This window comes from Mycobacterium gallinarum (assembly GCF_010726765.1).
GTDB classification, from domain to species: Bacteria; Actinomycetota; Actinomycetes; order Mycobacteriales; family Mycobacteriaceae; genus Mycobacterium; species Mycobacterium gallinarum.
In genome coordinates, this window is record NZ_AP022601.1 from 5,877,213 (window position 1) to 5,891,988 (window position 14,776).

At 66.9% G+C, this 14,776-nt stretch carries 16 protein-coding genes and 1 pseudogene; 7 read left to right on the plus strand and 10 right to left on the minus strand.

Features of this window, described 5'->3' with window-relative positions; translation table 11 throughout:
- Positions 1-164: 164 nt before the first annotated feature.
- Positions 165-1,115 (minus strand): diacylglycerol/lipid kinase family protein, encoded by a 951-nt coding sequence (locus G6N42_RS29055; RefSeq protein ID WP_163736317.1) that lies wholly within the window; start codon positions 1,113-1,115, stop codon positions 165-167.
- Between the two features lie 50 nt (positions 1,116-1,165).
- On the opposite strand from G6N42_RS29055, the gene G6N42_RS29060 reads away from it, so the two are divergent.
- Entirely contained in the window at positions 1,166-1,606 is a 441-nt protein-coding gene (locus G6N42_RS29060; protein WP_163736321.1) for a hypothetical protein, read from the plus strand.
- Here the strand turns inward: G6N42_RS29060 and G6N42_RS29065 are convergent.
- From G6N42_RS29065 to G6N42_RS29075, 3 genes are read right to left on the minus strand one after another with little or no spacing between them, the layout of a single operon-like run.
- A complete protein-coding gene (locus G6N42_RS29065; RefSeq protein WP_163736324.1) occupies positions 1,543-2,040 on the minus strand; it encodes a GNAT family N-acetyltransferase in 498 nt (165 codons plus the stop codon). The genes G6N42_RS29060 and G6N42_RS29065 overlap by 64 nt on opposite strands.
- Positions 2,037-3,134, minus strand: a complete 1,098-nt coding sequence (locus G6N42_RS29070; RefSeq protein WP_163736327.1) for an isochorismate synthase — start codon at positions 3,132-3,134, stop codon at positions 2,037-2,039. Before G6N42_RS29070 ends, G6N42_RS29065 begins: the two co-directional genes overlap by 4 nt.
- Complete coding sequence (locus G6N42_RS29075; protein ID WP_163736330.1) at positions 3,131-3,742, minus strand: acid phosphatase; 612 nt, start codon at positions 3,740-3,742, stop codon at positions 3,131-3,133. Before G6N42_RS29075 ends, G6N42_RS29070 begins: the two co-directional genes overlap by 4 nt.
- Positions 3,743-3,799: 57 nt before the next feature.
- Here G6N42_RS29075 and G6N42_RS29080 point away from each other — a divergent pair, with 57 nt between their 5' ends.
- Complete coding sequence (locus G6N42_RS29080) at positions 3,800-4,594, plus strand: ParA family protein (RefSeq protein ID WP_163736333.1); 795 nt, start codon at positions 3,800-3,802, stop codon at positions 4,592-4,594.
- A 45-nt stretch (positions 4,595-4,639) separates the two neighbouring features.
- Here the strand turns inward: G6N42_RS29080 and G6N42_RS29085 are convergent, their stop codons facing one another.
- Both G6N42_RS29085 and G6N42_RS29090 read right to left on the minus strand, forming a co-directional pair.
- A complete protein-coding gene (locus G6N42_RS29085; RefSeq protein ID WP_163736336.1) occupies positions 4,640-5,857 on the minus strand; it encodes an Rv3212 family protein in 1,218 nt (405 codons plus the stop codon).
- Between the two features lie 41 nt (positions 5,858-5,898).
- On the minus strand, positions 5,899-7,347 hold the full coding sequence (locus tag G6N42_RS29090; RefSeq protein WP_163736339.1) for a DEAD/DEAH box helicase: 1,449 nt from the start codon (positions 7,345-7,347) through the stop codon (positions 5,899-5,901).
- Positions 7,348-7,590: 243 nt separating this feature from the next.
- Here G6N42_RS29090 and G6N42_RS29095 point away from each other — a divergent pair.
- A pseudogene (locus tag G6N42_RS29095) lies at positions 7,591-8,309 on the plus strand (ferritin-like fold-containing protein).
- Positions 8,310-8,312: 3 nt separating this feature from the next.
- Here G6N42_RS29095 and G6N42_RS29100 read toward each other — a convergent pair.
- On the minus strand, positions 8,313-9,044 hold the full coding sequence (locus G6N42_RS29100; protein ID WP_163736343.1) for a hypothetical protein: 732 nt from the start codon (positions 9,042-9,044) through the stop codon (positions 8,313-8,315).
- Positions 9,045-9,318: 274 nt separating this feature from the next.
- Between G6N42_RS29100 and G6N42_RS29105 the strand changes: the two genes are divergently transcribed.
- A complete protein-coding gene (locus tag G6N42_RS29105) occupies positions 9,319-9,570 on the plus strand; it encodes a DUF3107 domain-containing protein (RefSeq protein ID WP_163736346.1) in 252 nt (83 codons plus the stop codon).
- Here the strand turns inward: G6N42_RS29105 and fasR are convergent.
- Positions 9,557-10,222, minus strand: a complete 666-nt coding sequence (gene fasR / locus G6N42_RS29110; RefSeq protein ID WP_163736349.1) for an HTH-type transcriptional activator FasR — start codon at positions 10,220-10,222, stop codon at positions 9,557-9,559. The two genes, G6N42_RS29105 and fasR, sit on opposite strands and share 14 nt — an antisense overlap.
- A 173-nt stretch (positions 10,223-10,395) precedes the next feature.
- Between fasR and G6N42_RS29115 the strand changes: the two genes are divergently transcribed.
- From G6N42_RS29115 to G6N42_RS29125, 3 genes are all read left to right on the plus strand, one after another.
- Positions 10,396-11,427 carry a DUF3152 domain-containing protein gene (locus G6N42_RS29115; protein ID WP_163736352.1) on the plus strand — a complete coding sequence of 344 codons (1,032 nt, stop codon included), beginning with the start codon at positions 10,396-10,398 and terminating at the stop codon, positions 11,425-11,427.
- 99 nt (positions 11,428-11,526) lie between these two features.
- The gene (gene moeZ / locus G6N42_RS29120; RefSeq protein ID WP_163736355.1) at positions 11,527-12,705 is read left to right on the plus strand and encodes an adenylyltransferase/sulfurtransferase MoeZ; all 1,179 of its coding nucleotides are present in this window, start codon (positions 11,527-11,529) and stop codon (positions 12,703-12,705) included.
- 36 nt (positions 12,706-12,741) lie between these two features.
- Positions 12,742-13,596, plus strand: a complete 855-nt coding sequence (locus G6N42_RS29125) for a TIGR02569 family protein (RefSeq protein WP_163736358.1) — start codon at positions 12,742-12,744, stop codon at positions 13,594-13,596.
- A gap of 76 nt (positions 13,597-13,672) precedes the next feature.
- On the opposite strand, the gene G6N42_RS29130 is transcribed toward G6N42_RS29125, so the two are convergent.
- Together G6N42_RS29130 and G6N42_RS29135 are read right to left on the minus strand one after the other, a co-directional pair.
- Positions 13,673-13,969 carry an MGMT family protein gene (locus G6N42_RS29130; RefSeq protein ID WP_163736361.1) on the minus strand — a complete coding sequence of 99 codons (297 nt, stop codon included), beginning with the start codon at positions 13,967-13,969 and terminating at the stop codon, positions 13,673-13,675.
- Positions 13,970-14,734 (minus strand): alpha/beta fold hydrolase, encoded by a 765-nt coding sequence (locus G6N42_RS29135; protein WP_163736364.1) that lies wholly within the window; start codon positions 14,732-14,734, stop codon positions 13,970-13,972.
- Positions 14,735-14,776: the final 42 nt, after the last annotated feature.

Sequence of the window (14,776 nt, forward strand, 5' to 3'; positions counted from 1 at the left end):
TGCATCCGAGTTTTTCACAGGCTGAACAGATGTCAATACTGATCAGTTAACAAGTGGGCAACCTCACTAGCAGGCCCGCATTTTCAAGCCCTCATTCGTTTGTACTACACTCATTTCATCTGCGCCCTGAATCGGCTGATCCGTCGGCGTTATCGCTGCTCAGGCTAGGTGTTTACCGACGGCGCAACGACACCCAAGGCGCTTGGCACCGACGTGAACGTCATTGTGTCGCGCAGCCCGAGGTAGTCGCCGTCGATCTGGCATGCGACCGGTGTGTCACTCGTCACTCGCAGTTGTGGTAGGTCGTCTTCCCGGATCAGGTGCGCTGCGTCTATGCGCGGGCGTCTCGCCAGCATCTTGCGTACCAGCCGCAGATTGGCCCACACGTTCATGCTGGTGATCGCGAAGACACCCAGGCCGGTCTCGAACGAGGTCGTCGGGTTTGTCCACACGGGCCTCGTGTTGGCGTACGTCCAGGGGCTGGAGTTCGACACAAAGGCGAAATGCACGCCCTCCACGGGGTCGCGGTCGGGGATGTGCAACGTCAGCGAGGGATCCTTGCGGGCGCTGGAAAGCATCTCGCGGATCGCCACGCGGATGTAGCGCGAGGCCGTGACCTTGCGGCCCTTGGCGCGCTGCGCCTCGACGGCGGCCACGACGTCACCATCCACACCCATGCCGGCGGTGAACACCGCCCACCGTTCGCCGCAGTCCATCAGGCCGATGCGCCGCCAGGTCTTGCGACGGCGGTAGGCGGACAGCAGGTCAACGAGTTGATTCGTGGCCTCGATAGGGTCAGGGCTGATCCCGAGTGCTCGCGCAAACACGTTCGCCGAGCCGCCCGGCACGACGCCGACGGCCGGTGCCCCCACGCCCGGCCCGCCGACCTCGAGAATGCCGTTCACCACCTCGTTAACGGTGCCGTCACCGCCGTGCACGATCAGCACCTCGACACCGTCGGCCGCGGCCTCGCGGCCGATCTCCACCGCGTGGCCGCGGTGGTCGGTGTGGATGACGGTGAGCTTCACCCGGCTCTCGAGGGCGTGAGCGAGCAGATCACGCGTGGCCGGGGTCGTCGACGTCGCATTGGGGTTAACGATCAGCACGGCGCGCACAGAAGACGACCCTATCTAAAGGGGCAAGCCAAACCTCTACCCTCGAGGTCGTGACTGTTCCCTCCCCGGCATCCGTGCGTCAGGCAGCCATCGTCGTATCGCTGGAAGGCCTTGCGGGCGTGGTGGCGGCGATCTGGTACGTGGTGAGCGGGCTGCTCGGCACCCGTGAGCCCGGAATGAACCTGTTCGGCACGGCGGGCTGGTTCGTGGTCATGGGTTCGGCCGTCCTTGCCGCGGGATGGGCGCTGTGGACGGGCCGGCAGTGGGGACGCGGCCTGGCCGTGTTCGCCCAGCTGATCCTGCTGGGGGTGGCCTGGTACATCGGAGTCGGATCGGGCCAATGGGTGCCCGGCGTCACGGTTGCGGTCGTGGTGCTGGCCGTGCTGGCACTGCTGTTCAGCCCGTCAGCCCTGCAGTGGGCGGCGGCTCAGGGCTCGCCCGCCGCCGACGACGCGGCGAGCGCCGACAAGTCCGGGCCGGATACCCGGTAGGTGATCCACTCGTTCTGCGGCTTGCCGCCGACGGCGTCGTAGAGCGCGATCGCGTTGACGTTCCAGTCCAGCACGGCCCACTCCAGCCGGGCGCCGTCGGTGTCGATGCACTGGCGCGCGAGTTCGGCGAGCAGTTTTCGCGCCAGTCCCAGCCTGCGAAAGTCGGGGCGCACGAACAGATCTTCGAGATAGATGCCGGCCACGCCCTCCCACGTCGAGAAGGTGCGGTACCAGATGGCGCACGCGGCGGCCTTGCCGTCGACTTCCGCGAGGTGCGCCCACGCGGTCGGCACGTCACCGAACAACGCGGCCGTCAACCGCTCTTCGGTGAGCGTGCACTGGTCCACGGAATGCTCGAACTCCGCGAGCTCGTAGACCATCGCGGTCAGTTCCGGTTCGTCGCCCGGCCGGGCAAGACGGATCAGCTCGCTCATGGCTGCACACCAAGGGCTGCGAATATCGTCTTGAATTTCGTTGTAGTCTCGTCGACTTCGTCGTCGGGCTCGGATTCGGCGACGATCCCGCCGCCGGCGTAGGCGTATGCGGTGCGACGGTCGGCGGACAGTTGTGCACAGCGGATCGACACCACCCAGCGACCGTCGCCGCGCTGATCACACCAGCCCACCGCGCCCGCATAGAACCCGCGATCACCCTCGAGTTCGTTGATCAGCTGTTCGGCCGCATCGGTGGGCACTCCGCCCACCGCGGGCGTCGGGTGTAGGGCAATCGCCAAATCCAGTGCTGTGGTGGAATTTTCGCGCAGTCGTCCACTGATTGGGGTGTAGAGATGCCAGACGGCGGCGGTCTTGTTGAGCTTCGGATCTGCCGAGATGTCCAGTTCGGTGCACAGCGGCTCCAGTGCAGTGCGCACCGCGTCGACGACGAGCTGGTGCTCGTGCCTATTCTTCGCCGAGGCCACCAGCGCCGCCCCGCTCGCCTCGTCTGCCTCGGGGTCGGCCAGGCGTGGCGCCGATCCGGCGAACGGTGCGCACAGCATCCGATCACCCTTGCGAGCCACCAGCAGCTCCGGACTCGCACCGATGAGTGCACTGCCCGAGTACCCGCCGCCGGCCGCGGTCAGGTCCGCCAGAAACGCGTTGGCCGCGGAGTCCTGGGCGACGATGCGGTCCAGGATCGTGCGGGCATCCAAGGGACCATCGGCGACCAGGCGCAGCGCGCGGGCCAGCACGACTTTGTGCAGGCCGCTGTCGGGATCGCGCAGGCGTTCCAGCGCAGACGCGATGCGGGAACGGTGTTCGTCCGGCTCCGGCAGCGGCTCGGCGATGTGCACTGACGGCAGGGTGCGCAACGGCCACTCCGGCAGCGCGTCGAGGAACTGGACTGCCTGCGGCCGGATGAGCGCCGCCGGCTTCGACATGTCAAAAGGTAAGGCGCCCAGAATAATTGGGGTACTGTGCGAGGCCAGAGCGGCACGCGCCTCCGAGACTCTCGGGAATGCGGTGTGCACGCCGTCGGCGATGACGGCGCTGCCGCCCGAGGCGAGGACGAACGACGGTTCGCGGGTCATGAGGGCAGGCACGGGTGGCGATGGCCCGTCAGTCCCAGTGCGCTGATCTGACGCACGCCGTGCTCGTGGCCGCACACCGCGATCGACGCGGCCACCATCGCGAACCTGATGCCCTCGCAGATCTCGAGCTGCACCCAGCGCGTCAGGACCGCCCGCGAGAAATGGCCGTGGCCGACGAACAGGACATCACGCGACTTCATCTGCTCCAGTGCGAACCCGATGGCGCGGTCGGCGCGATCGCTGACCTGCTGGGTGGATTCCCCACCCGGGCATCCGTGCGTCCACACCAGCCAGTCGGGCACGCTCTGCCGGATCTCGCTGGTGGTCAGGCCCTCGTAGTCGCCGTAATCCCATTCGGCGAGAACGGGGGAGACCTCATCGACCGTCAGTCCGGCCAGCTCAGCGGTGACGAGCGCGCGTTGCCGCGGGCTGGACACCACCAGCGGGTTGTCCAGGCTGAGCACGTCCAGCGCGTCGGCTGCCAGCTTGGCCTGCTGGCGGCCGGTTTCGGTGAGCTCGAGTTCAGTGCGGCCGGTGTGCCGACCGGAGAGTGACCATTCCGTCTCCCCATGACGAAGCAGTAGCAGGCGGTGCTGCTCGACACTCACGCTGCGATTCTGCCCCACGTTCGGTCGTGCTGTTCGCGGGCGTGCCAGGATGGCAGGGTGACGCGGGTACTTGCGGTCGCCAATCAAAAGGGTGGGGTCGCCAAAACAACGACAGTGGCATCGCTGGGTGCGGCGATGGTGGAGAAGGGGCGGCGGGTGCTGCTCGTCGACCTGGATCCTCAGGGGTGTCTGACGTTCTCGTTGGGCCAGGACCCGGACAAGCTGCCGATGTCGATCCACGAGGTGCTCCTCGGCGAGGTCGAGACCGAGGCGGCGCTCGTCGAGACGTCGGAGGGTATGACGCTGCTGCCCGCCAACATCGATCTGGCCGGGGCCGAGGCGATGCTGTTGATGCGGGCCGGCCGCGAATACGCCCTCAAGCGAGCGCTTGCCAAGGTCAATGACCAGTTCGACGTGGTGATCATCGACTGCCCGCCGTCGCTGGGCGTGCTCACCCTCAACGGGCTGACGGCGGCCGATGACGTGATCGTGCCGCTGCAATGCGAAACCCTGGCACACCGCGGCGTCGGCCAGTTCCTGCGGACCATCAACGACGTCCAGCAGATCACCAACAGTGACCTGCAACTGCTGGGTGCGCTGCCAACGCTGTACGACTCGCGCACCACCCATAGCCGCGACGTACTCCTCGACGTCGCCGATCGATACGACTTACCGGTGCTCGCCCCGCCGATACCTCGAACGGTACGTTTCGCCGAGGCCACCGCGTCGGGAGCATCGGTGCTCGCAGGTCGAAAGAACAAGGGTGCGAGCGCCTATCGCGAGTTGGCCAACGCGTTGCTCAAGCATTGGAAGCAAGGCAAGGCGTTGGCGACCTACACGCCCGACGTCTAGCCGAAGCTGGATTGGCGGCTCAGCCGCCGAAGCTGGATTGGCGGCTCAGCCGCCGAGCGCCACCAGTTCGCCGCCCCGTTGCTCGACCACCGTCGACCCCGCCACCGCGGGAACCACGGGATCCGAATTCGGCGGGCGGGGCACCGGGATATGCCGGTCGCCCTTTCCGCTATCGGCGTCGAACACGTCGTAGCCGCCGGTGACCGGAACGAGCAGCTTTCCAGCCATCACCGTCGCGGGTCCAAGCGGAATGTTGGCGCCCGCCGGCGAGACGGTGTACTTGTACTGAAGTCCCTTGGCGGAGAACACCATTACGCTGTCGCCGGTCCACCAGGTGAACAAGTCGCCCGCGCGGTTCATCGTCGCGTTCGGCGTCGCAGGCTTGGGCAGCGGCGTGCTCGCGATCGTGGCGCCGGTTTCGTCGACGATGTTCACGACCGGCTTCGGCGTCGGCACGTACACCGCCGTCGTCGTGTCGGAGACAGCGACCACTTGTGCACCGGAATCTGCGCTCACCCCGGACTGGGTGACGTACTTCAGCTCGGGGGTGTCCTCGTCGTCGGCAGGCCGCAACAGGGTCAGGCGCAGATCCTCCTGCTTGGGGCAGGACTCGAGCACCGAGACTGCCGTCGAACTGGCGGCCGCCGAAACCAGCCGGCACAGCGGCGACGCCGGAGTGCCGGGTTTGATCTTCGCGTCCAGGGAGCCGTAGCTCAGCATCCTGACCATGTCCGAGCGCCACAGCTCCAGTCGGCTGTCCCCGGCCGACAGCACGGCGGTGCCATCCGAGGACAGGCGCACCTCGGGATCCGCGTAGGCGGTGCGGGCGGGACCGCGCTGGCCTGTCTTCGCGTCGATGGTGCTGACCTGGCCGCAGCCCCGGCTGTCCGGGTAGACCGCGACGGCGTACTGGTATACCCAGCTGACCCCGCACAGCTCGAGGTTGGTTCGCGCATAGCTCCACACGGGGCTGCCGGACGCCGGGTCGCGGCCCTGCACGGTGTGGCCGTCCCCGGTGACCACGCTGCCTGCGACCACCAGAGGTGCCGTGGTCTTGGGGCTGGGCGCGGTCCACAGCTGGCGCAGCGCCGACGGCACCACCTTGGCGGCGCCCAGGGCAGGAACCGGATTGGCCGCGGGGCGGCTGATCGTCGCCCTGGCGTCGCTGACCCACCACACCACGCCGACCGTGACGGCGACGGCCACCGCGATTGCGATGGCCGCCACCACGTCGGCGCGCGTGCGGCGTTCAGGTTTGACCATCGTGCGGTGGTGGTGTCTTTGCGACGTCTTCTCGAGGGCTGCTAGCCCGTGCTGGCCGCAGCCTTGCGGGGACGCCGACGACGCCTGCGCCGTGGCGCACCGTCACTGCCCGCCTCGGCCTCGGGCGAGCCGGTCTCGGCCGGCGCCGCAGGGGAGTGTCCACCGACCGGCTCCCCGCCGCGGGTGCGCCGACGGTTGCGGTTGCGGACGGGACGATCGGCCTTCTTCTCGGCGGGCGGACGCTTGGCAGCACGATCTTTGTGCGGTTCGCCGATGGCGCCGGCGGCCTCGGCGGGGATGTTCAGCTCTTCGTACAGGTGCGGGGAGCTCGAGTACGTTTCGGCGGGGTCGGGGGTGTTCAGCCCGAGCGCCTTGTCGATCATCGTCCAGCGGGGCAACTCGTCCCAGTCGACCAGCGTGACCGCGATACCCGTCTTGCCAGCGCGGCCGGTGCGGCCGATGCGGTGCACGTAGGCCTGCTCGTCCTCGGGGATCTGGTAGTTGATCACGTGGGTGATGTCGTCGATGTCGATACCGCGGGCGGCGACATCGGTGGCGACGAGTACGTCGACGTCACCGGTGCGGAACGCCTTGAGCGACTTCTCGCGGGCACCCTGGCCGAGATCGCCGTGCACCGCGCCGACCTTGAAGCCGCGCTCGGCGAGTTCGTCGGACACCTTCTGGGCGGTGCGCTTGGTCCTGGTGAAGATCATCGTGGCGCCGCGGCCTTCGGCCTGCAGAATGCGGGCGACCATCTCGATCTTGTCCAGTGCGTGCGCGCGATAGGCGAACTGCTCGGTGGTGTCGTGGGTGGCCGCCGAATGCGGGGCCTCGGCGCGGATGTGCGTCGGCTGGTTCATGAACGTGCGTGCCAGCGTGATGATCGGGTCCGGCATGGTCGCCGAGAACAGCATGGCCTGCCGTTCGCTCGGGATCTGACGCAGGATGCGCTCGATGTCGGGCAGGAAGCCCAGGTCGAGCATCTCGTCGGCCTCATCGAGTACCAGCATCGAAAGCCCGCCCAGTTGCAGGTGACCCTGCTGCGCGAGGTCGAGCAGACGGCCCGGCGTGCCCACCACCACGTCGACACCCTTCTGCAGGGCCTCGATCTGGGGTTCGTAGGGCCTACCGCCGTAGATGGAGGTGACGGTCAGCTTGCGGTCGCCGACGGTGAGGTACTTGGCGGCGATTTCGAGGTCGCTGAACACCTGCAGGCAGAGCTCGCGGGTGGGGACGACGACCAGTGCGCGCGGAATGCCGGACAGCTCGCGGTCGGGGTCGGTGGTGATCCGCTGCAGCAGCGGGACACCGAACGCGAGCGTTTTGCCCATACCGGTGCGGGCCTGGCCGATGAGATCATCGCCTGCCAGCGCCATCGGCATGGTGAGTTCTTGGATAGCAAACGGGTGTTCCTTGCCGTCCTCGGAAAGTGCGCGCACGATTTCGTCGCGGACTCCGAGCTCAGCAAAGGTTGGATTGAGATGTGTCATACGCTGGGGGCTCAGCCTTTCGATTATCGATTCCTCATGGCGTCCACGCGCGCACGAGTTCGACGAAGCTTTGCCGGGGCCCTGCGCTGAGGTAGGCGGGCCGACTGCGTGCACGCACATTTCTTAGGTAGCGACGTGGTCTTTTCGACCCTGACTCGAGCATTTCAAGCCGCTGCCTGCATCCATGATAGCTGGCCGGGTTCGCCGTGAGAGCGACTGGCGGCCGGCGATTAGAGTTGGGCCATGACTGCCCCCAAGTCTCCGGCACCGCCTGCGGCCACTTCCGAGCAGCTGACGGACTCGGTGAGCTCGGGTGTGTCGGCCGACCATCCCGGTGTCAACGAGCTGTTCGCGCTGCTGGCATACGGCGAGGTGGCGGCGTTCTACCGACTGACCGACGAAGCGCGGATGGCGCCCAACCTGCGGGGCCGCATCAATATGGCCAGCATGGCCGCCGCGGAGATGAACCACTACGAGGTACTGCGCGACTCGCTGGAGCGCCGGGGCGTCGACGTCGTGCCCGCGATGACGAAATACGCATCGGCTCTTGAGAATTACCACCGGGGTTGACCACCCCCAGCACGTGGCTGGAAGCGCTCGTCAAGACATATGTCGGCGACGCGCTGGCCGCCGATTTCTATCTCGAGATCGCGACGTCGTTACCCACCGAGGTCGCCGACGTGGTGCGCGCGGTGCTGTCGGAAACCGGCCATTCGCAGTTCGTCGTCGCCGAGGTGCAGGCCGCCGTGACGGCGAGCCAGAAGCAGCGCCACAGGCTGGCTTTGTGGTCGCGCCGGTTGCTGGGCGAGGCGATCACCCAGGCTCAGTATGTGCTGGCCGATCACGACGAACTCGTTGACCTCGTCATGACGAGCGGCGAGGGTCTGACCCAGATGACCGAGTTCTTCGACCGCCTCCAGCGCACCCACATGTCCCGGATGCAAGAGCTGGGCCTGGCCTGACCGCTACTGGGTGCAGTTGGCGATCATCGTGTTGTTGCTCTGCACGGCGACCAGGGTGCCCGACGCGTCGTAGATGCCGCAGTTGAGCTGGCCGCCCACGCTGGTCGCGGTGACCGACTTCAGCTCGACACCCGGGTCCAACACGACGGTCTTCGCCCACGGCAGCGCGACGTTGACCTCGGTCTGCAGCGCGCCCTGCTGATCGGTGTAGATGACGGTGACGAGGTCGAGCAGGGGGCGGTTGCCCGTCACGCGGTAGGTGATCGTGCGCGGCGACACCGCCGGTGCGGCCGCCGGCGGCGGCGCAACGGGGGCGGCGATCTCGGGTTGCGGGGCCGCAACGGTGGCTTCCGCGGTCGGGCTCACGGTCGTGACAGTCTCGGCAGGCAGCGATGGCGCCGCGACCGCGGGCGCTGATGTGGCCGGGGCCGAGGTGGCGGTCGGGGCCGACGAGGTTCCGGTGGCCGATACCGGACCGCTGTCGCCGCCGCCGAGGATGATGCCCGTCGTGCCGATGGCGATGAACAGGATCAACCCGGCGATGCCGGCGACCCACATCCACTTCCGGTCGATGCTCTCCTCGTCGTACTCGATGACGTCGGTGTAGTCGTCGTCGTCCGGGTAATCCAGCAGCCCGTTGTATTCGATATCGCCGGCATCGTCGCCGGCGTACACGGGGATCTGCTCGGTCGGTGTCAGAGAATACGGAGAATGAGCGGTATAAGGCCTGTTCATATGAGGTTCCCAGGTTGTCTCGTCATGTACCGGGCCGATGCTATCGAGGCACAAGTGACAGATGAGGTTTCACGCCGGTGTGTACGGTCACGGTCCGGACTCGGTTGGGTCGCCGTTCTGCACGGGGTCCGACTCCGTCGCGAAATGCGCTTCGCTGACCGCGAACTCACCGGCGGGGCATCGGCGTGGACGCGTCCACTAGCCTTGAGGCAGGTTCTTCGAGGGTTTCTCGAGCAACACGGCAGTTATGGCAGAGACGGAAAGGGTTCACAGCGTGGAGGTCAAGATCGGTGTCACGGACAGCGCGCGCGAACTCGTGTTCAACAGTGCGCAAACACCCACCGAGGTGGAGAAGCTGATAACCGATGCGCTCGGCGAGAGTTCAGGTGTGTTGGCCCTGACCGACGAGAAGGGCCGGCGATTCCTGGTCCAGACGTCGAAGATCACCTATGTCGAGATCGGTGCCGCCGACGTTCGGCGCGTCGGCTTCGGCGTGGTCGGCTCGGAGGCCGTCAAGAACGCGTAAGCGGCACATGCGACAGACCGCCCCAGGCGAATAGCACCGTGCTGTCCACCGCATCGTCCTTGCTGATCGGCCGATCGTTGTCCAGCCAGTAACGCGCCGAGTCGACGCTGATCGCCACCAGGCCGACGGCGATCATCCTCGCCCGGTGCGCCTCCAGCCCCGAATCTCGGCTGATCAGGTCGAACACCGCGTCAGTGCATGCTTCCGTCGCCACTTTGACCTGCGCGGCGACCTGCGGTTCCGTCACATAGTCGTTCTCGAATATCAGCCGGTAACCCTGGCTGTCGTGCTCGATGAAATCGAAGAAGGCGTGGACCGCGGCGCGCAACCGCTGCCGGTTGTCCGTGGTGGTGCGCAACGCTTGACGCACGCCGGAAACCAGGTTCTCGACGTGGCGTTGCAGCACCGCGAGGTATAACTCCAACTTCGATGAAAAGTGTTGGTAGAGAACAGGTTTGCTGACTCCGGCCCGGTCTGCGATCTCGTCCATGCCGGCGGCGTGATACCCGCGGTCGACGAAAACCTCACTAGCAGCGACGAGTAACTGCCCGCGTCGCTCGTCACGGGGCAGCCGGTTGCCGCGTCGGCTCATTCCTTCACCGGAGCCCGACTGCGCGCCCCGCCTAGCGGCGGGGTTGGCGAGATCGCTCATTACATCCTTTATCTGGCTTCTTCTGCGTGGTTTCGCAACGAGGTTACTACCGTTGGCAAAGCCACCGCGCAAAGTCGAGGTCGCGGCGCGGTCGGCGCGGCGCGGCGCGACCCCACCACTGCCTGGTGGCGCGCCAGAGCTATCAGCACTCTGGCCTGTGTCATCCTGTTTCCGTGACCTACGACTCGGAGCGTCGCGGGGGAGGCGTACCTGCGCTGCGCAACGAGTGGCGCGAGCCACTGCGCGCGCAGCGCGATCCGTTGTCGAATGACTCCGGGCGGCCCAGGTCCAACCGCGAAGAGCACCGCAACGCCCGAAAGCAGAGCAAGCTGGGCCGTTTCGTGCACACCTACGGCTGGCGGGCCTACGCGCTACCCCTGCTCGTCGTCTGGACGGCCGTTGCCCTCTACGTGACCTTCGCCGGTGCCGCCGAGCCCGCGACCGACGAATCCCAGGGGCCTGTGCAGGGCCCGCCGACCATCGGCGTCGCGAGCACGGCGATCATCGGCGCCCCGCCACGGGGTTTGACGCAGTTCGACGCGAATCTCCCGACGGGCATCCTGCCCGAGGGCGGTCCGTTCACCGAGGCGGCCGCCAAAACGTGGCACCTCGTTCCCGGCGCGTCGTCCCAGGTCGGCGAGGGTACGGCGAAAGTCTTCACCTACACCGTCGAGGTCGAAGACGGCATCGACACCACGACATTCGGCGGTGACGAGGGCTTCGCCCGGATGGTGAGCGAAACGCTGGCGAATCCGAAGAGTTGGACCCACAATCCGCAGTTCGCCTTCCAGCGCATCGACGGGACCGCTCAAGTCGAACCCGATTTCAGGATCTCGCTCAGCTCACCGATGACCGTCCGCGAGGGATGCGGTTACGACATCCAGCTCGAGGCCTCCTGCTACAACCCGTCCTACCTCGACGGGCAGCCGCGTGTGTTCATCAACGAGGCGCGCTGGGTGCGCGGCGCGGTGCCGTTCCAGGGCGACATCGGCTCGTATCGGCAGTATCTGATCAACCACGAGGTGGGCCACGCGATCGGCTACCAGCGACACGAGGCCTGTGGAGCCAACGGCGAACTGGCGCCGATCATGATGCAGCAGACGTTCTCCACCAACAACAACGATGCCGCCCGCTTCGACCCGGGCACCATCAACCCGGACGGCAAGACCTGCCGGTTCAACCCCTGGCCCTATCCGATCGCCTGAGCTTCGATCGTCCAGCGCCTTGCGGGAAGCCTCGCGATGCATTCGCTGTTGTGGAATGTGCCTATTGTTGGGGCAGCACAGCCAATCAAGGAGCATTCGGTGACGACAGCGTTGCCGCCGCTGGTAGAACCGGCGGCCGAACTCACGCGTGAAGAGGTGCAGCGCTACAGCCGCCACCTCATCATTCCGGACCTCGGTCTGGACGGGCAGAAGCGGCTCAAGAACGCCAAGGTGCTCGTCATCGGCGCGGGCGGGCTGGGTTCGCCGACCTTGCTGTACCTGGCCGCCGCCGGGGTGGGAAAGATCGGGATCGTCGAGTTCGACGTGGTCGACGAATCGAACCTGCAACGTCAGATCATCCACGGCCAGTCCGATATCGGCCGGTCGAAGGCCGAAAGCGCGCGCGATTCCATCCTCGAGGTCAACCCGCTGGTCGAGGTGCACCTGCACGAGTTTCGGCTCGAGCCGGACAACGCCGTCGAACTCTTCGAGCAGTACGACCTGATCCTCGACGGCACCGACAACTTCGCCACCCGCTATCTGGTCAACGACGCCGCGGTGCTGGCGGGCAAGCCGTACGTCTGGGGCTCGATCTACCGGTTCGAGGGTCAGGTATCGGTCTTCTGGGAGGACGCGCCCGACGGGTTGGGCCTGAACTACCGCGACCTGTACCCCGAGCCGCCGCCGCCGGGGATGGTGCCGTCCTGCGCCGAGGGCGGCGTGCTGGGCATTCTGTGCGCGTCCATCGCCTCGGTGATGGGCACCGAGGCCATCAAGCTGATCACGGGCATCGGTGAGCCATTGCTCGGCCGGCTGATGGTGTACGACGCACTCGACATGACGTATCGCACGATCAAGATCCGCAAGGACCCGGCCATCCCGAAGATCACCGAGCTCATCGACTACGAGGAGTTCTGCGGCGTGGTGTCCGAGGCTGCGGCCGAGGCCGCTGCCGACTCCACGATCACCCCGCGTGAACTGCGTGAGCTGTTGGACACCGGCAAACCGCTGGCGCTGATCGACGTGCGCGAACCCGTCGAATGGGACATCAACCACATCGAGGGCGCTGAGCTGATCCCCAAGGGTGCGTTTGAAACGGGTGAAGCACTTTCCAAACTGCAGGTGGACCGCACCCCGGTGTTCTACTGCAAGACCGGCGTGCGCTCGGCCGAGGTGCTGGCCATCGTCAAGAAAGCCGGCTTCTCCGACGCGAAGCACGTGCAGGGCGGCATCGTCGCCTGGGGAAAGCAACTCGAACCCGACATGGTGATGTACTAACGGCCCGTTTGCCCGACCTGCGCTTACGCTGATGCGGTGAGTGTCGAGCAACCGCCCGATCATGTGCTGGCGGGGTTCGGGTTGAGCGGAGTTCAACCTGTGCCGCTCGGGTCGAGCTGGGAGGGCGGCTGGCGCTGCGGTGAGGTCGTGCTGTCGATGGTCGCCGACCACGCGCGTGCAGCATGGTCGGCCAAGGTGCGCGAGACCCTGTTCGTCGACGGTGTGCGCCTGGCCAGGCCCGTGCGCTCGACCGACGGCCGGTACGTGGTGGCGGGCTGGCGCGCCGACACCTTCGTCGCGGGGACCCCGGAGCCGCGTCACGACGAAGTGGTGTCTGCGGCCGTGCGGCTGCACGAGGCGACGGCCAAGCTCGAGCGTCCGCGTTTCCTGACTCAGCCGCCGGTGGCGCCGTGGGCCGACGTCGACGTGTTCATCGCCGCCGACCGGGCCGCATGGGAAGAGCGTCCCCTGCACTCACTGCCGCCGGGTGCGCGGGTGTCGCCCGGGTCTGCGGACGGCCAAAAGTCCGTTGAGCTGATCGGTCAGTTGGCCGCGCTGCGCAGGCCGACCAAGAGTCCCAGCCAGCTGGTCCACGGAGACCTCTACGGCACAGTGCTTTTCGCCGGTACGGCGGCCCCGGGGATCACCGACATCACGCCGTATTGGCGGCCGGCACCGTGGGCGGCCGGAGTGGTGGTCGTCGACGCGTTGTCATGGGGTGAGGCCGACGACGGGCTCATCGAACGGTGGAGCCCACTGCCGGAATGGCCACAGATGTTGTTGCGCGCGTTGATGTTCCGTCTCGCGGTCCACGCGCTGCATCCGCGGTCGACGGCCGCGGCGTTTCCAGGCCTGGCACGCACAGCCGCGTTGGTGCGCCTGGTCCTCTGACTCCAGCGCCGCCGAACGTGGGTTACCCGCACACGAAATGCGGCTTTGGCGTGCCATAACTCCACACTCGGCGCACTCAGAACTCGTGACGCACCTCGCGCAACGGGATCCGTCCGTCCTCGGCCAGCACACCTTCGGCCCTCAGCAACTCCAACTGCTGGGTGGTCAGGTGTGGTGCCGGGCGTCCCGACGCGCGGATCACGCGATGCCAGGGCAGATCCGACGAATCGGTGCGCATGATCCAGCCGACGATCCGGGGGCTGGAAAGGCCCGCGACGTCGGCGATGTCGCCGTAGGTCGATACGCGTCCAGGCGGGATGGACGCCACGAGGGCACGCACGGTCTCGACCTGTTCGTCGGTGATGGCCGCCATCTACCCGAGGGCCTTGCGGATCACCGCCGCCGTCTCGACGGGGAGCGCTTGGGCGACCATGTGATCGCAGTCGAAGTCCATGAGCGTGAGGTCGCGTTCGGGTGCGAGTCCGGTGATCAGATCATCGGTGACATACGGCGGGCTGGTCCTGCTCGCCCGGACCAGCGTGGTGGGAATAGTACTGAGCGGGAACGCGATTGGCCGGGCCAGCTCGCTCCAGTACGACATCATCGCCGGGATGCTGATGCGCCAGCCGACGCGCCCGTTGGCCTGCTCGACGAGGTGCTCGTCGAGTTCGCGATCCAGTTCCTCGGCGTCCACGTCACCCCACGAACCGTAGGCCTTCTCGTCGCGCGCCTCGGCACGATCGGTGTAGTCGGGTGAAGCCAGCATGTCGTCGGCGATGTCGCGCATCCAGCCGCCGTCCAGGCCCACCGCGGGGTCGAGCAGCACCAGCGCGGACACCAGATCCGGACGGGACGCAGCCAGGGCCAGTGCCACGGCGCCGCCGAACGAATGCCCGACGACCACGGTTGGAGCGTCGAGCAGCGCGGCCAGTGCCGCGACGTTGGCGTCGATGGTCCAGGGTGCGGCCCATGACGAGCGGCCGTGGCCCAGCAGGTCCGGTGCGGTGACCGCGAATTGGGCCAGGTGCCGCGTGGCCAGGGTCTGCCACCGTTGCCCGTGGCCGGTCAAGCCGTGAACGGCGAGGACCTGTGCCGGACCCGACGGGCCGTAGCGGTGCAGGTGCAGTGGTTCACTCACAGCAGTGATGCTGCCAGCCAGTCGGTGCGGATGACTTGTCGG